Origin of the sequence: Agrobacterium sp. LAD9 (genome assembly GCF_003031125.1) — a bacterium.
In the GTDB taxonomy this organism is placed as follows: domain Bacteria; phylum Pseudomonadota; class Alphaproteobacteria; order Rhizobiales; family Rhizobiaceae; genus Agrobacterium; species Agrobacterium radiobacter.
Genome location: NZ_PHGS01000009.1, coordinates 388000 through 404641 on the forward strand (window position 1 = coordinate 388000; position 16642 = coordinate 404641).

A 16642-nucleotide genomic window follows, 5' to 3' on the forward strand; every position below is an offset into this window, starting at 1 on the left:
ATATCGCCCTCTGTCACCAATCCCACATGCAAATAACCACCCTCAATGCCCCACCGTCTTCGAAAACACATTCACAATCACCACGCCGGTGATGATGAAGCCGAGGCCGACCACGGCGGCGAGATCAAGCGTCTGGCGGAAAACAAAATATCCGATGCCGGAAATCAGCACGATGCCGAGCCCGCTCCAGATCGCATAGGCCACACCGACCGGCAGCGCCCTCAGCGTGAATGACAGCAGATAAAAGGCCGCACCGTAAAACAGCGCCATCAGCACTGTCGGCAGCAACCGGGTGAATTGCTGCGACTGCTGCAGGAAAGAGGTGGCGATGACCTCGCAGACAATGGCCGCGACGAGCGCCCCATAGGTGAAGATTGCCGCGTTCATCGTTCCGTTTCCCTTTTCGTCTGGGCGATCATCCGGGCCTTGAGAGCCGCCCTGTCGCCACCTGCCCTGCCGTCATCGGCCAGAAGATCGGCAAACCAGATGCCATCAGCCGCAAGCCGCACCATCTCCAGTACCACCCCGTCATCCGTTTCTTTATGACGGGCAAGGCGCCCCTCGAACCAGCCGGTCCACATGCGCCTGAGCGACGGTTCACCGACCATCGACACCGATAGTGCAGCCCACTGTCTGCCCGAATCCCGGTCTCGATCGGCGAAAACCGCGTTCACATAGGCCCGCGTGAAGCATCCATAAGCTTCACAATCCTGTGAGACGAGCACATCGATTTCCGCGTCCAATGCCGCCAGAAGGTCCGCCATGACAGCTTCCAGCAGTGCCTGCTTGGAAGGAAAATGATGGAACAGCCCACCTTTGGTCACTCCCGCCGCGTCCGCCACCGCCTGCACGGAAAGCGCCGCAACACCCTGATCAGCAGCAAGTTTCGCCGCGCAATCGAGAAGATTGCGGCGCACGATCTCAGGCTGCTTCTTGCGTTCATGTGCATTTGTCATGACAATAAACATACCGGATGGTTGGTTTCTTTTCAAGAAAATTGTGAGGGCAGCCATCGGGTTGAAATTCATACTTAATTAAGCATGAAAACGATCTCTAAAGTTTTAGCGGTTTTGTTGCCGGAAAGTGTCAGTAAAACTTCGTCCATCGCGGCGATCGAACAAAAAGGGGTGGATCATGTCGGGAACGGTCAAACGGGGAATGGCGGGTGCATGGGTTTTCGCACTCACCTTCTTTTGCGCGATCCTCTCATTGCAGGCATCGCCTGCGCAGGCCGGCTATGCCCATTTCATCATGGACGCCAATACCGGCAAGGTTCTGGCCGCCCGAAATGCCGATGTGCTGAACCACCCGGCATCACTCACCAAGATGATGACGCTTTACATGACCTTCGAGGCGCTGCACGCCGGGCGGCTTCGCTGGGACCAGAAGATAACGATGTCCAAGAATGGTGCAGCCGTTATCCCCTCGAAGCTCTATGTGCGACAGGGCAAGACCTTCACCGTGCGCGAAGCCGTTTATGGCATGATCGTCAAATCCGCCAATGACATGGCCGAAGGCATGGGCGACCACCTCGGCGGCTCCGAGGCGCGGTTCGCCGAGATGATGACCCGCAAGGCCCGCCAGCGCGGCATGACGAAGACGGTGTTCCGCAACGCCTCCGGCCTGCCCAGCAAATCGCAGGTGACGACCGCGCGCGACATGGCCAAGCTCGGCCTTGCGCTGCAGCGCGACTTTCCCAAGGAATATGGCCTCTTCGCCATGGAATCCTTCAGTTTCCGGGGAAAACGCATCCGTGGCCACAACAATCTGATGTATCGTTATCAGGGCATGGACGGCATCAAGACCGGTTATACCAATGCATCAGGCTTCAACCTCGTCAGCGCCATCAATCACAATGGCCGCCGCGTCGTCGGCGTCGTGCTGGGCGGCAAGACCGCGCGCAGTCGCGATGCGCAGATGGCCGCCCTTCTAGACAAGGCCGTGCCACAGGCATCGAGAAGCCGCAACACCGAACAGCTCGTCGCCAGCGCCAGTGTCAGCCGCACCTTCGATGTGCCGCCCGCAGCCGTGCCGCTCCCCATGTTCGCCGAACGCCGCTCCGACCCGGTCGCCATGCAGATCGCCACGGCCAACAACCAGATGGCCGACATGATCCAGGTCTCCGCCATTCCGAAACCCGCCCCCGCCGCTGCCATTGGCCAGCCCACGGGCCAGAGAAGCCGCTGGGAAGTGCAGATTGCCGCAACCGACAGCGAAGCCGCCGCACGCTCGCTGCTCGCCAATGCCCGTTCCAACATCGGCAGCTATGCCGGGATCGCCCCCTATACCGAAGCCGTGCAGAGCGGATCGGCGACGCTCTACCGCGCCCGCTTCACCGGCTTCGAAGACCAGTCTTCGGCCGTATCCGCCTGCAAGGAACTGAAGGCGCAATCCTACGCCTGCGTGGTGATGACCAGCGAGGGGTGACGCCTACCGCCTCAGCCAGCCGTTCTCCAGTGCATCAGCCAGATAGGGAATGCCGTTGACCCGCGCCATTTCGGACATGGCCAGATTGTCGTAACGGATATTCCGGAAATAGACCTGCCAACCGCGCCCGGTCTCTTCCAGCACGGCATAGGTGGCGAGCGGATGACCGGCCTCGACGTGATGGTCGAAAGGCGCGTCGTCCTTCCAGCCGGGGCAGCCGACGCTGCCGGGATTGACGATCAGCCGGCCATCGGAAAGCTGCACGGCACGGGGAATATGCGTGTGGCCGCACAGCATCAGCGGCTGGGTGATACCATCAGCCATGGCTTCGATTTCGGCGAGCGGCCGCAATTTCAGAACGCCTTCCGGCGAAAGCGTCTCGAGCCAATATTCCAGATCGCCGCGCGGTGAGCCGTGGCAGCAATAGGCGACGTCCTTGAACACCATGCTGAACGGCAGCGTTTGCAGCCAGTCCATATGGGCTGGGCTCAGCTGCGCATGCGCGGGTCGTTCCCAGCTCCCCATCTCCTCCGGCGCGCGCTCGATCAGCTCACGATCATGATTGCCGCGAATGCTGGGTATCCAGTTGCCAACAAGCACATCGCCGGTAAATCCCGCTTCCAGCGGACCGCTGAAACAATCACCGAGATTGACGATGTCCTTGATGCCAAGCCTGGCGATATCCTCCAGCACGGCTTCGAGTGCGGCGCAGTTTCCGTGAATATCGGCAATGGCGGCAAAGATCATGGCGATCAGCTTCCTCGATAGGTGGAATAGCTATAGGGCGAAAGCAAAAGCGGCACATGGTAATGGCCGCTCTCATCGGCAATACCGAAACGGATCGGGATAATATCGAGAAAGGCCGGCTCCGGAAGCGCGATGCCCTTGCCGCGCAGATAATCACCGGCATGGAAAACCAGTTCATATTCGCCGGCCTTGAAACTGTCGCCGACAAGCAGCGGCCCGCCATCGACACGGCCGTCGCTATTGGTCTTCACCGTCTTCAGCTTCTCGCGGCGATCACCGGAGAGCCGGTAAAGCTCGATCGTCAGCCCTTCGGCGGGTGTGCCATGGGTGGCATCGAGGACATGGGTTGTCAAACCGGTCATAGGCTGGGCTCCGCGATCATATAGGGCTCATCGAAAAAATACTCTTCCAGATTGTTGCCCGGCCCCTCGCGGTCGGCAACCAGAAAATCCGAAACCGCCTGCAACGGCATCAGCGGATAGTGCCAGACATTGCGGCGGTAATTCACGCCCTGATCGCCCCGCGCCAGAAACACCTGCGGCCGGCCGGGTCTACCGCCATCGTCACCGGCAACGACCACGAGGAAGGGCCGACCAGAAAGCGGCGAAAAACTCTGACTGCCGAGCGGATGCCGCTCCATCATTTCAATTTTGTGCGGAAAGGCCCGCGGCTGCCCGCGGAAAATATTGAGGATGACACGCGCGCCCTCACCTGCCGCCTCCGGTACTGCAAGCGCATGGTGCCGCTCCGTCTGGCCGCCATTGATGTGCCGCATGGAAGAGGGTGTTGTTTCGATCACATCGCCGAAGGATGCGAACGCCTCTTTTGTGAGAGGTTTTATGTCGAGAAGATCAGTCAAATGTCATTCACCTTGGGCATGCCAGTTGCGCATCGCTTCAAGTTTGGCGAGCAGATCGGGGATTGTCGTTTTTGCGGTTTCCCAGATGATTTCCGTGTCCAGGGTAAAGTAGCCATGTGCAATGCGGTTTCGCAATCCACGCACTGCATGCCACGGGAAATCCGAATGTTCGACAACGAAATCCGGGGCGGTTTCAATCAGTCGAACCGCGGCCTCACCGATGACAATGAGGCACATCCCGATTGCATGCTGTGTTCGCACATCGGAAAAGAATTCATCCTTCTTCATTCCGGCAACGAAGCCCACGGCGGAGGTTGCCGCGCGCTCCATATCGGCGAGGTGATCCAACCGGCGGTCCCCGCTCATATGGGTTTTGCCTCGGAGAGCACCCTGCCTCTCACACGTTCGGGAAAATCCCCGGGCGTCAGAAGATGGATTTTAGTACCGAGCATCATCTGCTCCAACTCATCCTGCAAACCGCCAAGGCTAAGCAATGTGGAGCCCGGCAGCGCATCCACCAGAATGTCGAGATCGCTGTCCGGCCGGTCCTCGCCGCGAGCGACGGAGCCGAACACGCGCGGGTTTGCCGCGTTGAAGCGCTTCGTCGCTTCGCGGATCGCTTCCCTGTTCTTTTCCAGCACCTCGGAAGGTCTCATGATCTCCATCTCCAGTCAGCGCGATTCTAGCAGAACGACCCCAACTCGCCAATTCAGCCTTCCGGCAGCATCGCGGAAAGACGCAGCCAGGCGATCTTTTCCACCTGCGCCGTCGCAGTCTCAAATTCTTCGGCCTCGCCGTTGCCGACACGTGTCTCGAATGCCGAGAGAATATCCTGCCTGTTCAGCCCCTTGACCGCGATGATGAAGGGAAAGCCGAATTTTTCGGTATAGGCGCTGTTCAATTCGGTAAAACGGGCATGTTCTTCCGGGGTAAGACGGTCCAGCCCCGCACCGGCCTGTTCGTTGCGGCTGTCGGCAGTCAACTCGCCCGCGATCGCCAGCTTGCCGGCCAGATCGGGATGCGCCCGCAACACGCCGAGCCTTTCCGCCTCGGAAGCGGCGCGAAACTGCGCAGAAAGCGCAGCATGAACCGCCTTCGCCGTCAGTTCCAGGCCCGCTCCGCCGGCATCGTAGGCCCGTTCGGCGATGAAGGACGAATGTTCAAACACGCCGCCGAAGCGGGCGACAAATTCCTCACGCGTCACCATCAGAGCGCCTCCGGCTTATGATGTTCGTGCCAGTGACGGGCGATCTCGATGCGCTGCGGGATCCACACTTTCTCGTGGCCGAGCACATATTCGATGAAACGGCGAAGAGCTGCCGCGCGGCCAGGACGGCCGACAAGACGGCAATGAAGGCCGACGCTCATCATCTTCGGCGCGCCTTCAATACCTTCCTGATAAAGCACGTCGAAAGCATCTTTCAGATAGGTGAAGAACTGGTCGCCGGAATTGAAGCCCTGCGGCGTGGCGAAACGCATATCGTTGGTTTCAAGCGTATAGGGAATGATCAGGAAAGGCTCGTCCTTCGCGCCCTTCACCCAATAGGGCAGATCGTCGGCATAGGAGTCCGACGAATAGAGGAAACCGCCCTCTTCCATGACAAGGCGCAGCGTGTTGTCCGAGGGCTTGCCCTGATACATGCCATAGGGACGCTCGCCGGTAACCTCCGTGTGCAGACGCACGGCTTCGACTATATGCTTGCGCTCTTCCTCTTCGGAAAAATCCTTGTATTCCAGCCAGCGGTAACCGTGGCTGGCGATTTCCCATCCCGCTTCCTTCATCGCCGCAACGGCTTCGGGGTTGCGGGCCATGGCGGCCGTCACGCCATAAACGGTGGTGGTGACGCCGAGACCGGTGAACATGCGCCACAGCCGCCAGAAGCCGGCGCGCGAGCCATATTCATAGATCGATTCCATGTTCAGGTTGCGCTGACCCGGCCAGGGCTGCGCACCGACGATTTCCGATAGCAGCGATTCCGACGCCTTGTCATTGTCGAGAATGCAGCTCTCGCCGCCCTCCTCGTAATTGATGACGAACTGCACGGCGATGCGCGCACCGCCCGGCCATTTCGGATCGGGAACATTGCGGCCGTAGCCCACCAGATTGCGGGAGTAATTTTCGGAAATCATGCAGCCACCCAGAACATCTCTCCCAAAGCGGAAACCGATTAGGGAGACATAAAACAGACCTCCAAAACGCGACGACCCGGAAAGGGCACAACACACGCTTCAGATATGCGATATCCGAACGGTAGCATCCGCATCCGGAATGTCGAGATCAATCTTGCCGACATTCCGATGCTTTTTTGTATACGATTGCGGCGATGTGCTCTTCAGGCAATCTTGCGGGCGGAAACGCGGCCCATGGGGTGAAGCGAGTGTACGCGGAAAGGCGCCCCCGGTTCATCCTCGATGAAAAGCGCAAGGCTGGAGAATTGCAGGGACCGGGTCAGCAACGGCTCGAAAACCTTGCGCACGGCCCGTTCTATCCTCTGGCTGCTGGAAGCTTCCACACCGCCCGTCAGCGACATCTGGAACCGGAACTCGTCCATCACATGCGGGCTGCCCCAGCGATGCAGATTGGTGAGCTGTGAGGCCGAAAGCCGGTCCGGATCCGCCCGCTCGATTTCCGCCTCGGAAAGCGGCGCACGGTAGCGGTCGAATTCCTGCACCACGCGGGCGGCAAAAAAATGCAGCACTTCGCAGGGACGCTCGGGAACAAGACTGAAGACATTATCGTGCCTTGCCACCACCAGTTGTGGCAACGTGAAAGGATCCTGCCTGCCGGAAAAATACATCAGGTCCCGCAAAAGCGCTGCTTCGGAATGGCCTTCGGCAAGGCGGAAAGGAGCCTTGATCGTGCCATGGAAACCATACCGGCGCGGCAGGGCCGTATGGTAGGAAATCTCCTGCATGCCGAGGTCGATCGTGCCGGGCGGCTCCACCGCCTGACCGGAATAGACATCGCGCCCCAACCACGCGGCGGCCGCCTGCGTCAGGGGGTCATTGGGGGAAGGCGTGAAATGAATGGCGTATCGCATGCGCTGTCACCTCGCCGCAAATGCGGACAAACCGGCCTCTTTGCAGGCCAGCAGATAAGTGATTTGCGTGACAGATTAACGACGTGGGCGGCCTGATCAGAACTTTCTAAAGTCCGCGACGGCAATACTCACGTGTTCTTGAAGGCGAAAGCCTGAGGGGATGACAGGTGTGTGACCGCACACGGTTTGCAATGCCGCATCGGCAAGAAAATGCGCAAGACCGAAGCTGACCTTGAAGCCACCGGTCAGCGCAACGAGCTTCGGATGGCCGGGGAGCACCCCCACCATCGGGTCCCTCCCCACCGCCTTCGGGCGCAGCCCCGCCCAGCGTTCCAGCACCGGCGCGTCGGCAAGCGAGGGAACAACGGCAGACGCGTCGGCAAGCAGTTTTTCGAGCTTTTCATCGGTACTTAAGGGATCGGAAAAACAATCTTCGCTGGTACTGCCGATCGCAACGGTGCCGTCTTCATGCGGCACGATATAAAGACCGTTCAGAAACACGACCGGCATCGCCGGGTCGGCCGCCGCGTCGAGAAGCGCTGCCTGTCCCTTCACCGCCTGCCCGAGCGTAACGCCCGCCTCCAGACCGAGAGCATCGCGGATCAAGGGGAAAGAATCATGTCCGTTGGCAACGATGACATGGCCGAAAGCAACCTCGTCACCCGACGACAGCACCGCCCGCCCGGCTTCAGCGTCAAGCGAAAGGACGCGGCAACCCTGCGCCAGCCGCACATGCCGCGTCTTGCCAAGAAAAGCCGAAAGAAGGGCGATCATCGCACGCGGCGAGACCCGCGCCGCCAGCGTATCGAACACGAAACCCGCCTCACCCGCCGCGTCATCCACCCAGCCCGCAACCGAAGGGCTGTCGCCGACATGCCAATGGAACCGGCGCTCACCCGACACCCAGTTCTCCAGCGCATCCAGTTCATGCCGCTCGGCAATGGCGCGCAGATGCGGCTTCGGCAGTGGAATGATCCGGCCTGAGCGGCGGTAGCCGGCCGAAAGCCCGGTCTCCGCTTCCAGCCCGGCGATCTCTTTGTCCAGCGCAACGAGGGCATCGAACTGGAACTGCTTCTTGTCCGACCAGCGATCCGGCATATGCGGCATCAACGCGCCCAGCAGCCCGCCGCTGGCGCCGCCGCCGGGGCGATCCGCCTCCACCAGCAACGTCTCGATGCCGAGCCTTTCCGCCTTGACGGCGGCCCACAGCCCCATAATACCGCCGCCGATGATGAGGAGCGGCATGGAAGCCGGCAATCTTGGCGATTGACCCTGTTCGAAACCGGGATTATCGGCTTTAGCCATGAAACATTCCAACGACACTTTCACAGATACTGGCCCAGAAACCGGCGCAGCAACCGGAGAAACCCCCACCGCGCTCGACTGGCGTGACGGGGATATGCCCTATTCACTGGCCTTTGACGACCATTTTTATTGCCAGACGGACGGCAGGCTGGAATGCGGCCATGTCTTCCTGTCCGGAAACGGCCTGCCGAAGCGCTGGCTCGAACGGGAGGGTGTCTTCCGCATCGGCGAACTCGGCTTCGGCACCGGGCTTAACCTCTGCGAGACATGGCGCCAATGGAAAGAGGCCCGCAACGGCCGCTCCAGGCTGCATTTCATCTCCTTCGAACTCTACCCGATGAAGGCGGAGGAAATCGACCGGGCGCTTTCCCGCTGGCCGGAAGTGGATGCCGAACGCAAGGCGCTCACCGCGCTCTGGCCTGCCGAGCCGAAAGGCCGGGTCGAAATCCAGCTGGATGAGGAAACGCAGCTGACGGTGGTCTGCGGCGAGGCGCTCGCCGGCATTTCCGGCAGCGCGGAAAGTTTCGACGCCTGGTTTCTCGATGGTTTCGCGCCCGCGCGCAATCCGGACATGTGGTCGCTGGAGATCATGCAGGCGCTTTTCGCTAAGACGGCGCCGGGAGGCACATTCGCCACCTATGCCGCCGCCGGCTTCGTTCGCCGCAACCTCATCGCGGCCGGTTTTGAGCTGGAACGCCGGAAAGGATTTGCCGGGAAGCGCGAGATGCTCTGCGGCACCAAACCCTCCGACTGACGCCAGGCAGAACCATGTTCCAGTTGGAAACTCAGACGCCCGGCGCGTCGCGGCGCGGCATGTTTTCGCCCAGCCATTGCGCGATCTTGTCTTCAAGCGTTTCCGGGCTGATGGGCTTCGACAGATAATCATCCATGCCCGCCTCCAGGCATAGTTCTCGATCCGCCTCCTGCGTATGGGCGGTAACGCCGATGATCGGCACATGCCTGCCATCGGCGGCCATCCGTTCGGCGGCGCGGATGGCCTGCGTCGCCTGATGCCCGTTCATGACCGGCATCGAGACATCCATCAGGATGATGGCGGGATTATTCTCCTGCCACGCCTGTACGGCTTTCTTACCATTACCGACGATCAGAAAGCGCAGACCCGCCTGCTGCAATATCTGGGTGAAAACAATCTGGTTGACGTCATTGTCCTCGGCCACCAGCACATCGACAAGGCTGGGCCGATGCCGCGTCGGCACCGCCGGTGATATATCAGCCCGCTGTTTCCTTTCGACGGCGCCGTTTTCCGGCCGGATGGCGCCCTCGCCGTGGCCTGCCTCGCGCGGGGACGGAGCCTGCCGGGCGCGTTTCAGCCGCACATCCCGCACCACATCGAACAGAGTGGAGCGCAGGAGCCGCGCCCGCGCCGGCTTCATCAGATGCGCCTGCACGTTGAGATCGGTAAAGAGCGTCTCGTCACCGACGACATCCATGGAGGTCAGGAAAACAATGGCGATGTCGTCAAAGCGCGCATCCGCCCGGATGCGCTCCACCACATCCAGCCCATTCATGACGGGCATATGATAATCGAGAATGATGGCGTCGAGGGAAAATCCGAGCGAGGCTGCCTCCTGCAGCACGGCGATGCCGGAAGGCCCGTCTTCCACCGCATGGCCGTCTACGCCCCAGCTTCTCAGCTGCTCCGTCAATATGCGGCGATTGACATCGTTATCGTCGATCACGAGCACACGGATATCGTCGATCGCCACGGAAAGAAGCGGAAGCTCGCGCTGTCTCTCGATCACCTGAAACGGAATATTGACCTCGAAGGTCGATCCCTTGCCGACGCCGCTGACGACATTGATCGCGCCATCAAACAGACCGACGAGGCCGACCGTGATCGCCAGGCCCAGCCCCGTTCCCTCGTGCCGGCGCGTCGCGGAGCCATCGACCTGGCTGAACTTGTCGAAGATGGTTTCGAGCTTGTCGGCCGGAATGCCAATGCCGCTGTCTTCGACGCGCAGCGACAGGATGGCCTCGGACGCTTCCGCCGACCGCGCCGAAAGCTCGACCAGCACATGCCCCGTTTCCGTAAACTTGACGGCGTTTCCAACGATATTGGTCACGATCTGGCGAAAGCGCCCGGCATCGCCGATGACCTTGCCGAAAACCGAAGCATCGATACGGACGATCAGCTCGATGTCCTTTTCCAGCGCCGCCGAGGACAGGAGGGACACCACATCCTCGACCGCCTCAGCCGGATCGAAAGGCACGCTGCGCAGCCTCATCTGCCCGGCCTCGATCTTCGAGAAATCGAGAATATCGTTGATGATCGTCAGAAGCGCGTTGCCTGACTTGACGATGATATCGGTAAAAGTCTTCTGCCGCGTATCGAGATTGGACTTGGCCAGAAGCTCCGCCATGCCGAGAACGCCATTCATCGGCGTGCGGATTTCATGGCTCATATTGGCCAGGAATTCCGATTTGGCCCGATCGGCCGCCTCCGCGCGCGACAGCAGCCGCTGCAACTCCTCTTCACGCAGCTTCATCTCGGTCACATCGGTGACGATGATGAGCCAGTAATTGCCGGAACTGTTGGTGGCTTCCAGATTGAGCCAGCTTTTGCCGGCGACATGGATCAGCCAGGAAAACGGCCGGTTGGCGGCGATATTCTCCCTCCAGGCGGCAAGCGTCCCGGCCGCTTCGTCAGCCGTGCCGAAATCCCCGCGCCCGGCGCAATGGGCGAAGAAACCCGACCAGTTGCAGCCCTTTTCCAGGAGATGCGGCGGCACGTCGAACATGCGCGCCATCGCCTCGTTGGACATGATGATCGTGCCCTGCTCGACCAGCACCAGCCCCTGCGCCATGGCGCGCGTGGCGCCCTGCATATATTCGCCGACCCGCTCCAGTTCGGCCTTTGCCTTGCTGATCTCAACATCGCGCATGCGCACATCGGTGACATCGGCATAGGTGCTGAGGATTTTCCCGCCTTCGAGCCGGGTTTTCGAAATGACTGTGACCTTGCCGCTTTTGCTGCGCACCTCACGTGGCGCAAAGACCTCCTCCTGCAGAAGCCGCTGCACCCGCTCGCCATAGACCTCATCGAAAGGTCTGTCGCCATAGTCATAAAGGCCGCTGTCGAAATTCATCTCCATGAATTCGCGATAACTTTTGCCGACCAGCGACTTCTCGCCGCCGATCTCGCCCCAGACCTCATAGAAGAACGGATTGACATATTCGATGACGAGATCGGCGCTGAGCAGCAGCACGCCCACCGGCAGGGCATGGAGAACCGCTTCGAGCTGGCGGTGCAGCGCCTCAGCCTCGGCCTGCGCCGCGATCAGCGCCTTTTCCCGGTCCTGCAACAGGCTGGCATCGGTGACCGAGCCCACCAGATAATATTCATCGTCAGGCGTCGCCACCCGGCCGAGCCTTGTGATGACGGGAACGACCCTGCCATCCGAAAGCGGAACGCTTCCCGTCTTTTCAACGGCCTCTCCGGTTCGCAGAATATGCTCGTTTTCCCGCTGGAACTGCAGGCCTTCCTCCGGAAACATCTCGCATTCGGTCTTGCCGATATGGTCGGCGAGGCTGCCGCCCAGATATTTCTCATAGGCCGCATTGGCAAAGGTCAGCCGCCTGTCCTGATCCCTCAGGAACACGCCGACCGGCAATTGCTCCAGTGCGGCGCGCAGAAGCCAGGTCTCGCGGATCTGCGTGCTCAGAAGCGTCTCATGCGCCTTGAACTCGGTGACATCCACCCGCAGCCCCACCAGCATGCCGTTTTCCAGCCGCTTGTTGACCATGCGCACCCAGCGGCCATCGGCAAACTGCTCCACCCTTTCGAGATATGGCAGGGAAAACTCCCGCAACTGCTCCTGCATCCACCCTTCGAATGCCGGATCGTCTTCTTTCGCATCGCGGTAGCCGCTCGAAAAATAAATGGCCCTCATCAGCGTCTCGAGCGGGACGCCGGCCTTCAGTTCGACACCGAGGGCGCTGTAGAACTCCCTGAACCGGGCGTTGCAGTAGACCAGCCGGTTTTCGCGGTCATAAATGACGATACCCGCATCAACGAGATCGATCACGCCGCTGTCAAACAGCAGGTCCGAAGCGCTGCCGGCGTCAGGAAAAATCTCCACGACGGCGGACGGCATGTCCTCGAACACTTCGAACAGGAACAGATTGCCATCGTCACCGGTGAAACGTTCGCAACGAAGCGTATATGGCCCGGACGAATCCGCGCCATGGCAGGCGATCATCTCATCCGTGGCGAAGACCAGCGAGCGGCGCTCCCTGTCCTCCCGCTCGGCATCGCGAATATCGGCGGAAAGGGAAAGGCTGGTGTATCCTTTGAATGCCCCGGTCGGGCGTCCCATGACCCGGCCATAGGCGGCGTTGACCGCGACATAGCGCAGCTCGCTGTCCTTGATGCACGCGGGCAGGTCCAGGGCGGCCACGGCCCTGCAAGCCTTTTCCAGCAACCCGCAGCCTTCGGTCAATCGATACTCCACACCCTGCAGTCCATTCTTGTCGAATCAAATAGTTCTGGACGCCGTCGCAAAAACGTTATGTGAGAAAATCGATCTTTGCTATGTATCCGACGGTGCCGTTACCCTTTTTTAACCATAATTCTTCGCCTGCGCCTGTGCCGTCACGGTATTCGCCGGCCACCGAGATGCATGGCTGCCATGCGCCCTCCTGCGGCCGTGTTACAAAACTATTGCTTGACTTTGACGCACAAAACGCCCACATGCCCCTCAAGCTTTCACCTTTGGCAGCCGCGTGAGCTGCAGCGTATGACCAGAAAAACTTCCTTAAAAAAGGAATCTGGCCCGCATGAAGGAAAAGCGCAAAGAATACAGAAGACGGCATGTGCCGCACTGATGCGCAGAAAGTTATTCCAACCCACAAGTTCCCAATTCACGCGGGGTTCTTGACGCCGAGACCACCGGACAGCAGCCCTGCTCCGGATGAGTTTGTTTTGGCGCCCCGAAAGGCATTATATTGACCAGTTTTAGCGAACTCGGCCTCTCCGAAAAGATCGTGGCCAGCGTTACCCAGCTTGGCTATACGACCCCTACTCCCATTCAGGCAAAGGCCATTCCGCTGCTGCTCGAAGGCCGCGACCTGATCGGCCTCGCACAGACCGGCACCGGCAAGACCGCCGCTTTCGGCCTGCCCATCATCGAAATGCTGATGAAGCAGGCGGACCGCCCGGCAAACCGCACCTGCCGCACCCTCATCCTCGCCCCGACGCGCGAGCTGGTGAACCAGATCGGTGAAAACCTGCGCTCCTTCGTGAAGAAGACGCCGCTGCGCATCAACCAGGTGGTCGGCGGCGCATCGATCAACAAGCAGCAGCTCCAGCTCGAAAAGGGCACGGATATTCTGGTGGCGACCCCCGGCCGCCTGCTTGATCTCATCGCCCGCAACGCCATCTCGCTCTCCAAGGTCACCTATCTGGTGCTTGATGAAGCGGACCAGATGCTCGATCTCGGCTTCATCCACGACCTGCGCAAGATTTCCAAGATGGTCCCGGCCAAGCGCCAGACGCTTCTGTTCTCGGCCACCATGCCGAAGGCGATCGCCGATCTGTCGCATAACTACCTGACCGATCCGGTCAAGGTCGAAGTGACGCCTCCGGGCAAGGCTGCCGACAAGGTCGAGCAGTACGTGCATTTCGTCGCCGGCAAGAACGACAAGACCGATCTCCTGAAGAAGTCGCTCAACGAGAACCCTGATGGCCGCGCCATCGTGTTCCTGCGCACAAAGCACGGCGCCGAGAAGCTCTACAAGCATCTCGAACATATCGGCTTCAAGGTCGCCTCCATCCACGGCAACAAGAGCCAGGGCCAGCGCGAGCGGGCACTGAAGGGCTTCAAGGATGGTGAGATCAAGGTACTGGTCGCAACCGACGTCGCTGCCCGCGGCATCGACATTCCGGCCGTGACGCATGTCTTCAACTATGACCTGCCGGAAGTGCCTGACGCCTATGTCCACCGCATCGGCCGTACCGCCCGCGCCGGCCGCGACGGCATCGCCATCGCATTTTGCGCACCGGACGAAACCCGTCTGCTGCATGACATCGAAAAGCTGATGAAGATCGATATTCCGGTCGCATCCGGCGAACGTCCGGCCGGTCTCGCCAGCCCGACGCGCCCCAACAACAACCGCGGCGGCCGCAACAACAATGGTGGCCAGCAGCGCGGCCCGCGTGAAGGCGGACGTCACAATGGCGAATCCCGCCCGTCGCGCCACCATGCACCGCGCGATGCCGACAACGATCTGGAAGTCACCTCCGACTTCAAGCGCGTCAAGACGGCGGAAGGCGATGCAGGCCGCCCGGCCGGCCCGCGCAAACAACGCCGCCCGGCCCGCAAGCCCGGCGGCAGCGGCGCCAACCGCCACGCCCCTGCCGGCGGCAACGGCCAGGAAAAGCGCGCTTCCGGCAACGGCAATCGCGGCCGCAACCGCTAAGAGACGTTAATCGTTAAGCCGGGCTTTCGCCCGGCTTTTTCGTCTGTAAGGCGGAGAAGTCCGGTCTCGACCTAATGTCTATAGGCCTCATCCCTGTGCTTGTCACAGGGATCCAGCCAGCCCAAGGCCTTGGGCTGGCTGGATCCCTGTGACAAGCACAGGAATGAGGGAGCGCATGCAGAAGCCACCCGGCTAACGGGGCTTTGTTTCCCCCTCACCCACCCTGCACGACCCGACGACGCCTTGACGGCAGGGTCATGGCCAGCACACCGGCAATGACGCAGACAAGACCGACCCACATGGCAGGCGTCGGCATCTCCCCCAGAAACGCCATGCCGATGGCGACGCCGACCGGCACCCTGAGATAGGCCTGCGAGGTGGTGCCGACCGAACCAAGCGTCTGCATCAGCCGGAAATAGATCATGAAGGCGAGCGCGGTCGAAAAGACGCTGAGGCACACCAGTGCGGTCAGTGACGCCGCCGAAGGCGACAACGTCCAGGGTCGGTCAACGATCAGGCTCACGGGCAATAGCAGGACAGCACCGCAGATGAGTGAACCGGCGGCCGGCATGACCGGATCAAGCCCTTTGAAATTTTTACTGAAAATGGCCGCGCAGGCATAGGAAAAAGCTGCCGTCAGCACGGCGAGCTGGCTCCATATCGCCTCCCCCGCACCGCTTAAGGCTTCGACACCGATGATGAGGCACACGCCCGTCATGCCGGCGATGGTGCCAAACAGCTTGCGCCCGCTGACCGGCTCGTGCCGGATCACAAGCGCTGTGAGAAGAAAGGTGAAGATCGGCGTCGTCGCATTGAGAATGACGGCGAGACCGGCATCGATGCTCTGCTCCGCCCAGGCAATCAGCGTGAAGGGCAGAACGCTGTTGATACAGGCCTGAATGAAGAACAGCCGCCACGTCGCAAAATCCGTGGGCAGGCGCAGCCCGCGCAACCGGATCACCACGTAGAGCAGCAGACCGGCAATCAGCGTGCGCAATGCGATGAAGGTGATGGGCGGTATCGTCACCACCCCGATCTTGATGAAAGTGTAGGATGCAGCCCACAGCGTGGACAGCAGGGCGAGAAGCAGCAATTCGCGGGTGATGGTGTTCTGAGGGGTCACGGATCGATTTTCCTACTGCGTTCAGGATGGCGCGTTCTAACCCGAAAACAAGCTTCGATGCTTCGGCCGCGGCCGAAGTTTCAATCCTTTTCAAAAAAAGAAGCTCCGCACGGCGTGACCATGCGGAGCTTCGGCAAAAGAGATCGATGACAGTTCGGGCAGATCAGGCCCGGCGCTCATCCACCGAGAAAGCACCCGGACCGGCAACAAACAGATAGAGGAAGATGAAGCAGAACAGGATGGCGGCATCACCACCGTTCAGGGCCGGGAAGAAGTTGCTCGGCGCGTGCGCCATGAAATAGGCAACCGCCATCTGGCCCGACAGGATGAAGGCGACCGGGCGCGTGAACAGACCGATCAGCACGAGAACGCCGCCGATGAGTTCCAGAAGCGCCGCCACCAGCAGCATCGTCGGCAGGGAGCCATCCATCTGCGATGCCGGAAAACCGAACAGCTTCTGCGTTCCATGCGCAATGAAAAGCAGCGCCGTCATGATGCGCAGCGCCCCGAGTGCCTGCGGGCGATAGCGGGAGAGAGAGTCGAAAGTTGCCATGGTCATGTGTCCCCGTTGAAGTGATGCCGCGCTCGATACAGCGCATTTAAGCCTTTATGGATACACGTCTCGAACACCGGAAATCACGTTTCCGATATAGCAGAACTCCCTTAAATACCTAAAGGGAGGCATTCTACACATGGTTGATT

Annotated in this window: 17 protein-coding genes; 3 read left to right on the forward strand and 14 right to left on the reverse strand. The window is 60.4% G+C overall.

Annotation, left to right across the window (positions count from 1 at the left end; translation table 11 throughout):
- Nucleotides 1–42 precede the first annotated feature (42 nt).
- Both DA915_RS11585 and DA915_RS11590 read right to left on the reverse strand, forming a co-directional pair.
- On the reverse strand, nt 43–387 hold the full coding sequence (locus tag DA915_RS11585) for a multidrug efflux SMR transporter (protein WP_003509523.1): 345 nt from the start codon (nt 385–387) through the stop codon (nt 43–45).
- Nucleotides 384–968 (reverse strand): TetR/AcrR family transcriptional regulator, encoded by a 585-nt coding sequence (locus DA915_RS11590; RefSeq protein WP_107675866.1) that lies wholly within the window; start codon nt 966–968, stop codon nt 384–386. The genes DA915_RS11585 and DA915_RS11590 overlap by 4 nt, the downstream gene beginning before the upstream one ends.
- Before the next feature lie 190 nt (nt 969–1158).
- On the opposite strand from DA915_RS11590, the gene DA915_RS11595 reads away from it, so the two are divergent.
- Complete coding sequence (locus tag DA915_RS11595; protein WP_192886476.1) at nt 1159–2427, forward strand: D-alanyl-D-alanine carboxypeptidase; 1269 nt, start codon at nt 1159–1161, stop codon at nt 2425–2427.
- Nucleotides 2428–2430: 3 nt separating this feature from the next.
- On the opposite strand, the gene DA915_RS11600 is transcribed toward DA915_RS11595, so the two are convergent.
- The 9 genes from DA915_RS11600 to DA915_RS11640 form a co-directional block, all read right to left on the reverse strand.
- Nucleotides 2431–3174 carry a metallophosphoesterase gene (locus DA915_RS11600; protein ID WP_107675868.1) on the reverse strand — a complete coding sequence of 248 codons (744 nt, stop codon included), beginning with the start codon at nt 3172–3174 and terminating at the stop codon, nt 2431–2433.
- Nucleotides 3175–3179: 5 nt separating this feature from the next.
- Complete coding sequence (uraH, locus tag DA915_RS11605; RefSeq protein ID WP_107675869.1) at nt 3180–3536, reverse strand: hydroxyisourate hydrolase; 357 nt, start codon at nt 3534–3536, stop codon at nt 3180–3182.
- On the reverse strand, nt 3533–4033 hold the full coding sequence (locus DA915_RS11610) for an ureidoglycolate lyase (RefSeq protein ID WP_107675870.1): 501 nt from the start codon (nt 4031–4033) through the stop codon (nt 3533–3535). The genes uraH and DA915_RS11610 overlap by 4 nt, the downstream gene beginning before the upstream one ends.
- Nucleotides 4034–4036: 3 nt before the next feature.
- Entirely contained in the window at nt 4037–4399 is a 363-nt protein-coding gene (locus DA915_RS11615) for a DUF86 domain-containing protein (protein WP_099085988.1), read from the reverse strand.
- Complete coding sequence (locus tag DA915_RS11620) at nt 4396–4689, reverse strand: nucleotidyltransferase family protein (protein ID WP_099086215.1); 294 nt, start codon at nt 4687–4689, stop codon at nt 4396–4398. The genes DA915_RS11615 and DA915_RS11620 overlap by 4 nt, the downstream gene beginning before the upstream one ends.
- Nucleotides 4690–4742: 53 nt before the next feature.
- Nucleotides 4743–5240, reverse strand: coding sequence for a 2-oxo-4-hydroxy-4-carboxy-5-ureidoimidazoline decarboxylase (uraD, locus tag DA915_RS11625; RefSeq protein WP_107675871.1), 498 nt, complete (start codon nt 5238–5240; stop codon nt 4743–4745).
- Nucleotides 5240–6163 (reverse strand): allantoinase PuuE, encoded by a 924-nt coding sequence (puuE, locus tag DA915_RS11630; RefSeq protein WP_107675872.1) that lies wholly within the window; start codon nt 6161–6163, stop codon nt 5240–5242. The genes uraD and puuE overlap by 1 nt, the downstream gene beginning before the upstream one ends.
- A gap of 203 nt (nt 6164–6366) precedes the next feature.
- The gene (locus DA915_RS11635; protein ID WP_080866361.1) at nt 6367–7074 is read right to left on the reverse strand and encodes a DUF1045 domain-containing protein; all 708 of its coding nucleotides are present in this window, start codon (nt 7072–7074) and stop codon (nt 6367–6369) included.
- Nucleotides 7075–7170: 96 nt separating this feature from the next.
- Nucleotides 7171–8379, reverse strand: a complete 1209-nt coding sequence (locus DA915_RS11640; protein ID WP_192886467.1) for an FAD-binding oxidoreductase — start codon at nt 8377–8379, stop codon at nt 7171–7173.
- On the opposite strand from DA915_RS11640, the gene mnmD reads away from it, so the two are divergent.
- Nucleotides 8378–9133 (forward strand): tRNA (5-methylaminomethyl-2-thiouridine)(34)-methyltransferase MnmD, encoded by a 756-nt coding sequence (gene mnmD, locus DA915_RS11645; protein ID WP_107675873.1) that lies wholly within the window; start codon nt 8378–8380, stop codon nt 9131–9133. The two genes, DA915_RS11640 and mnmD, sit on opposite strands and share 2 nt — an antisense overlap.
- Nucleotides 9134–9164: 31 nt before the next feature.
- On the opposite strand, the gene DA915_RS11650 is transcribed toward mnmD, so the two are convergent.
- Nucleotides 9165–12839 (reverse strand): response regulator, encoded by a 3675-nt coding sequence (locus DA915_RS11650; RefSeq protein ID WP_192886468.1) that lies wholly within the window; start codon nt 12837–12839, stop codon nt 9165–9167.
- Nucleotides 12840–13344: 505 nt separating this feature from the next.
- Between DA915_RS11650 and DA915_RS11660 the strand changes: the two genes are divergently transcribed.
- Nucleotides 13345–14817 (forward strand): DEAD/DEAH box helicase, encoded by a 1473-nt coding sequence (locus DA915_RS11660; protein ID WP_020809411.1) that lies wholly within the window; start codon nt 13345–13347, stop codon nt 14815–14817.
- Between the two features lie 214 nt (nt 14818–15031).
- Here DA915_RS11660 and DA915_RS11670 read toward each other — a convergent pair whose 3' ends face one another.
- Together DA915_RS11670 and DA915_RS11675 are read right to left on the reverse strand one after the other, a co-directional pair.
- A complete protein-coding gene (locus tag DA915_RS11670; RefSeq protein ID WP_107675876.1) occupies nt 15032–15940 on the reverse strand; it encodes a DMT family transporter in 909 nt (302 codons plus the stop codon).
- A gap of 163 nt (nt 15941–16103) precedes the next feature.
- On the reverse strand, nt 16104–16493 hold the full coding sequence (locus DA915_RS11675; RefSeq protein WP_192886469.1) for a DoxX family protein: 390 nt from the start codon (nt 16491–16493) through the stop codon (nt 16104–16106).
- Nucleotides 16494–16642 lie beyond the last annotated feature (149 nt).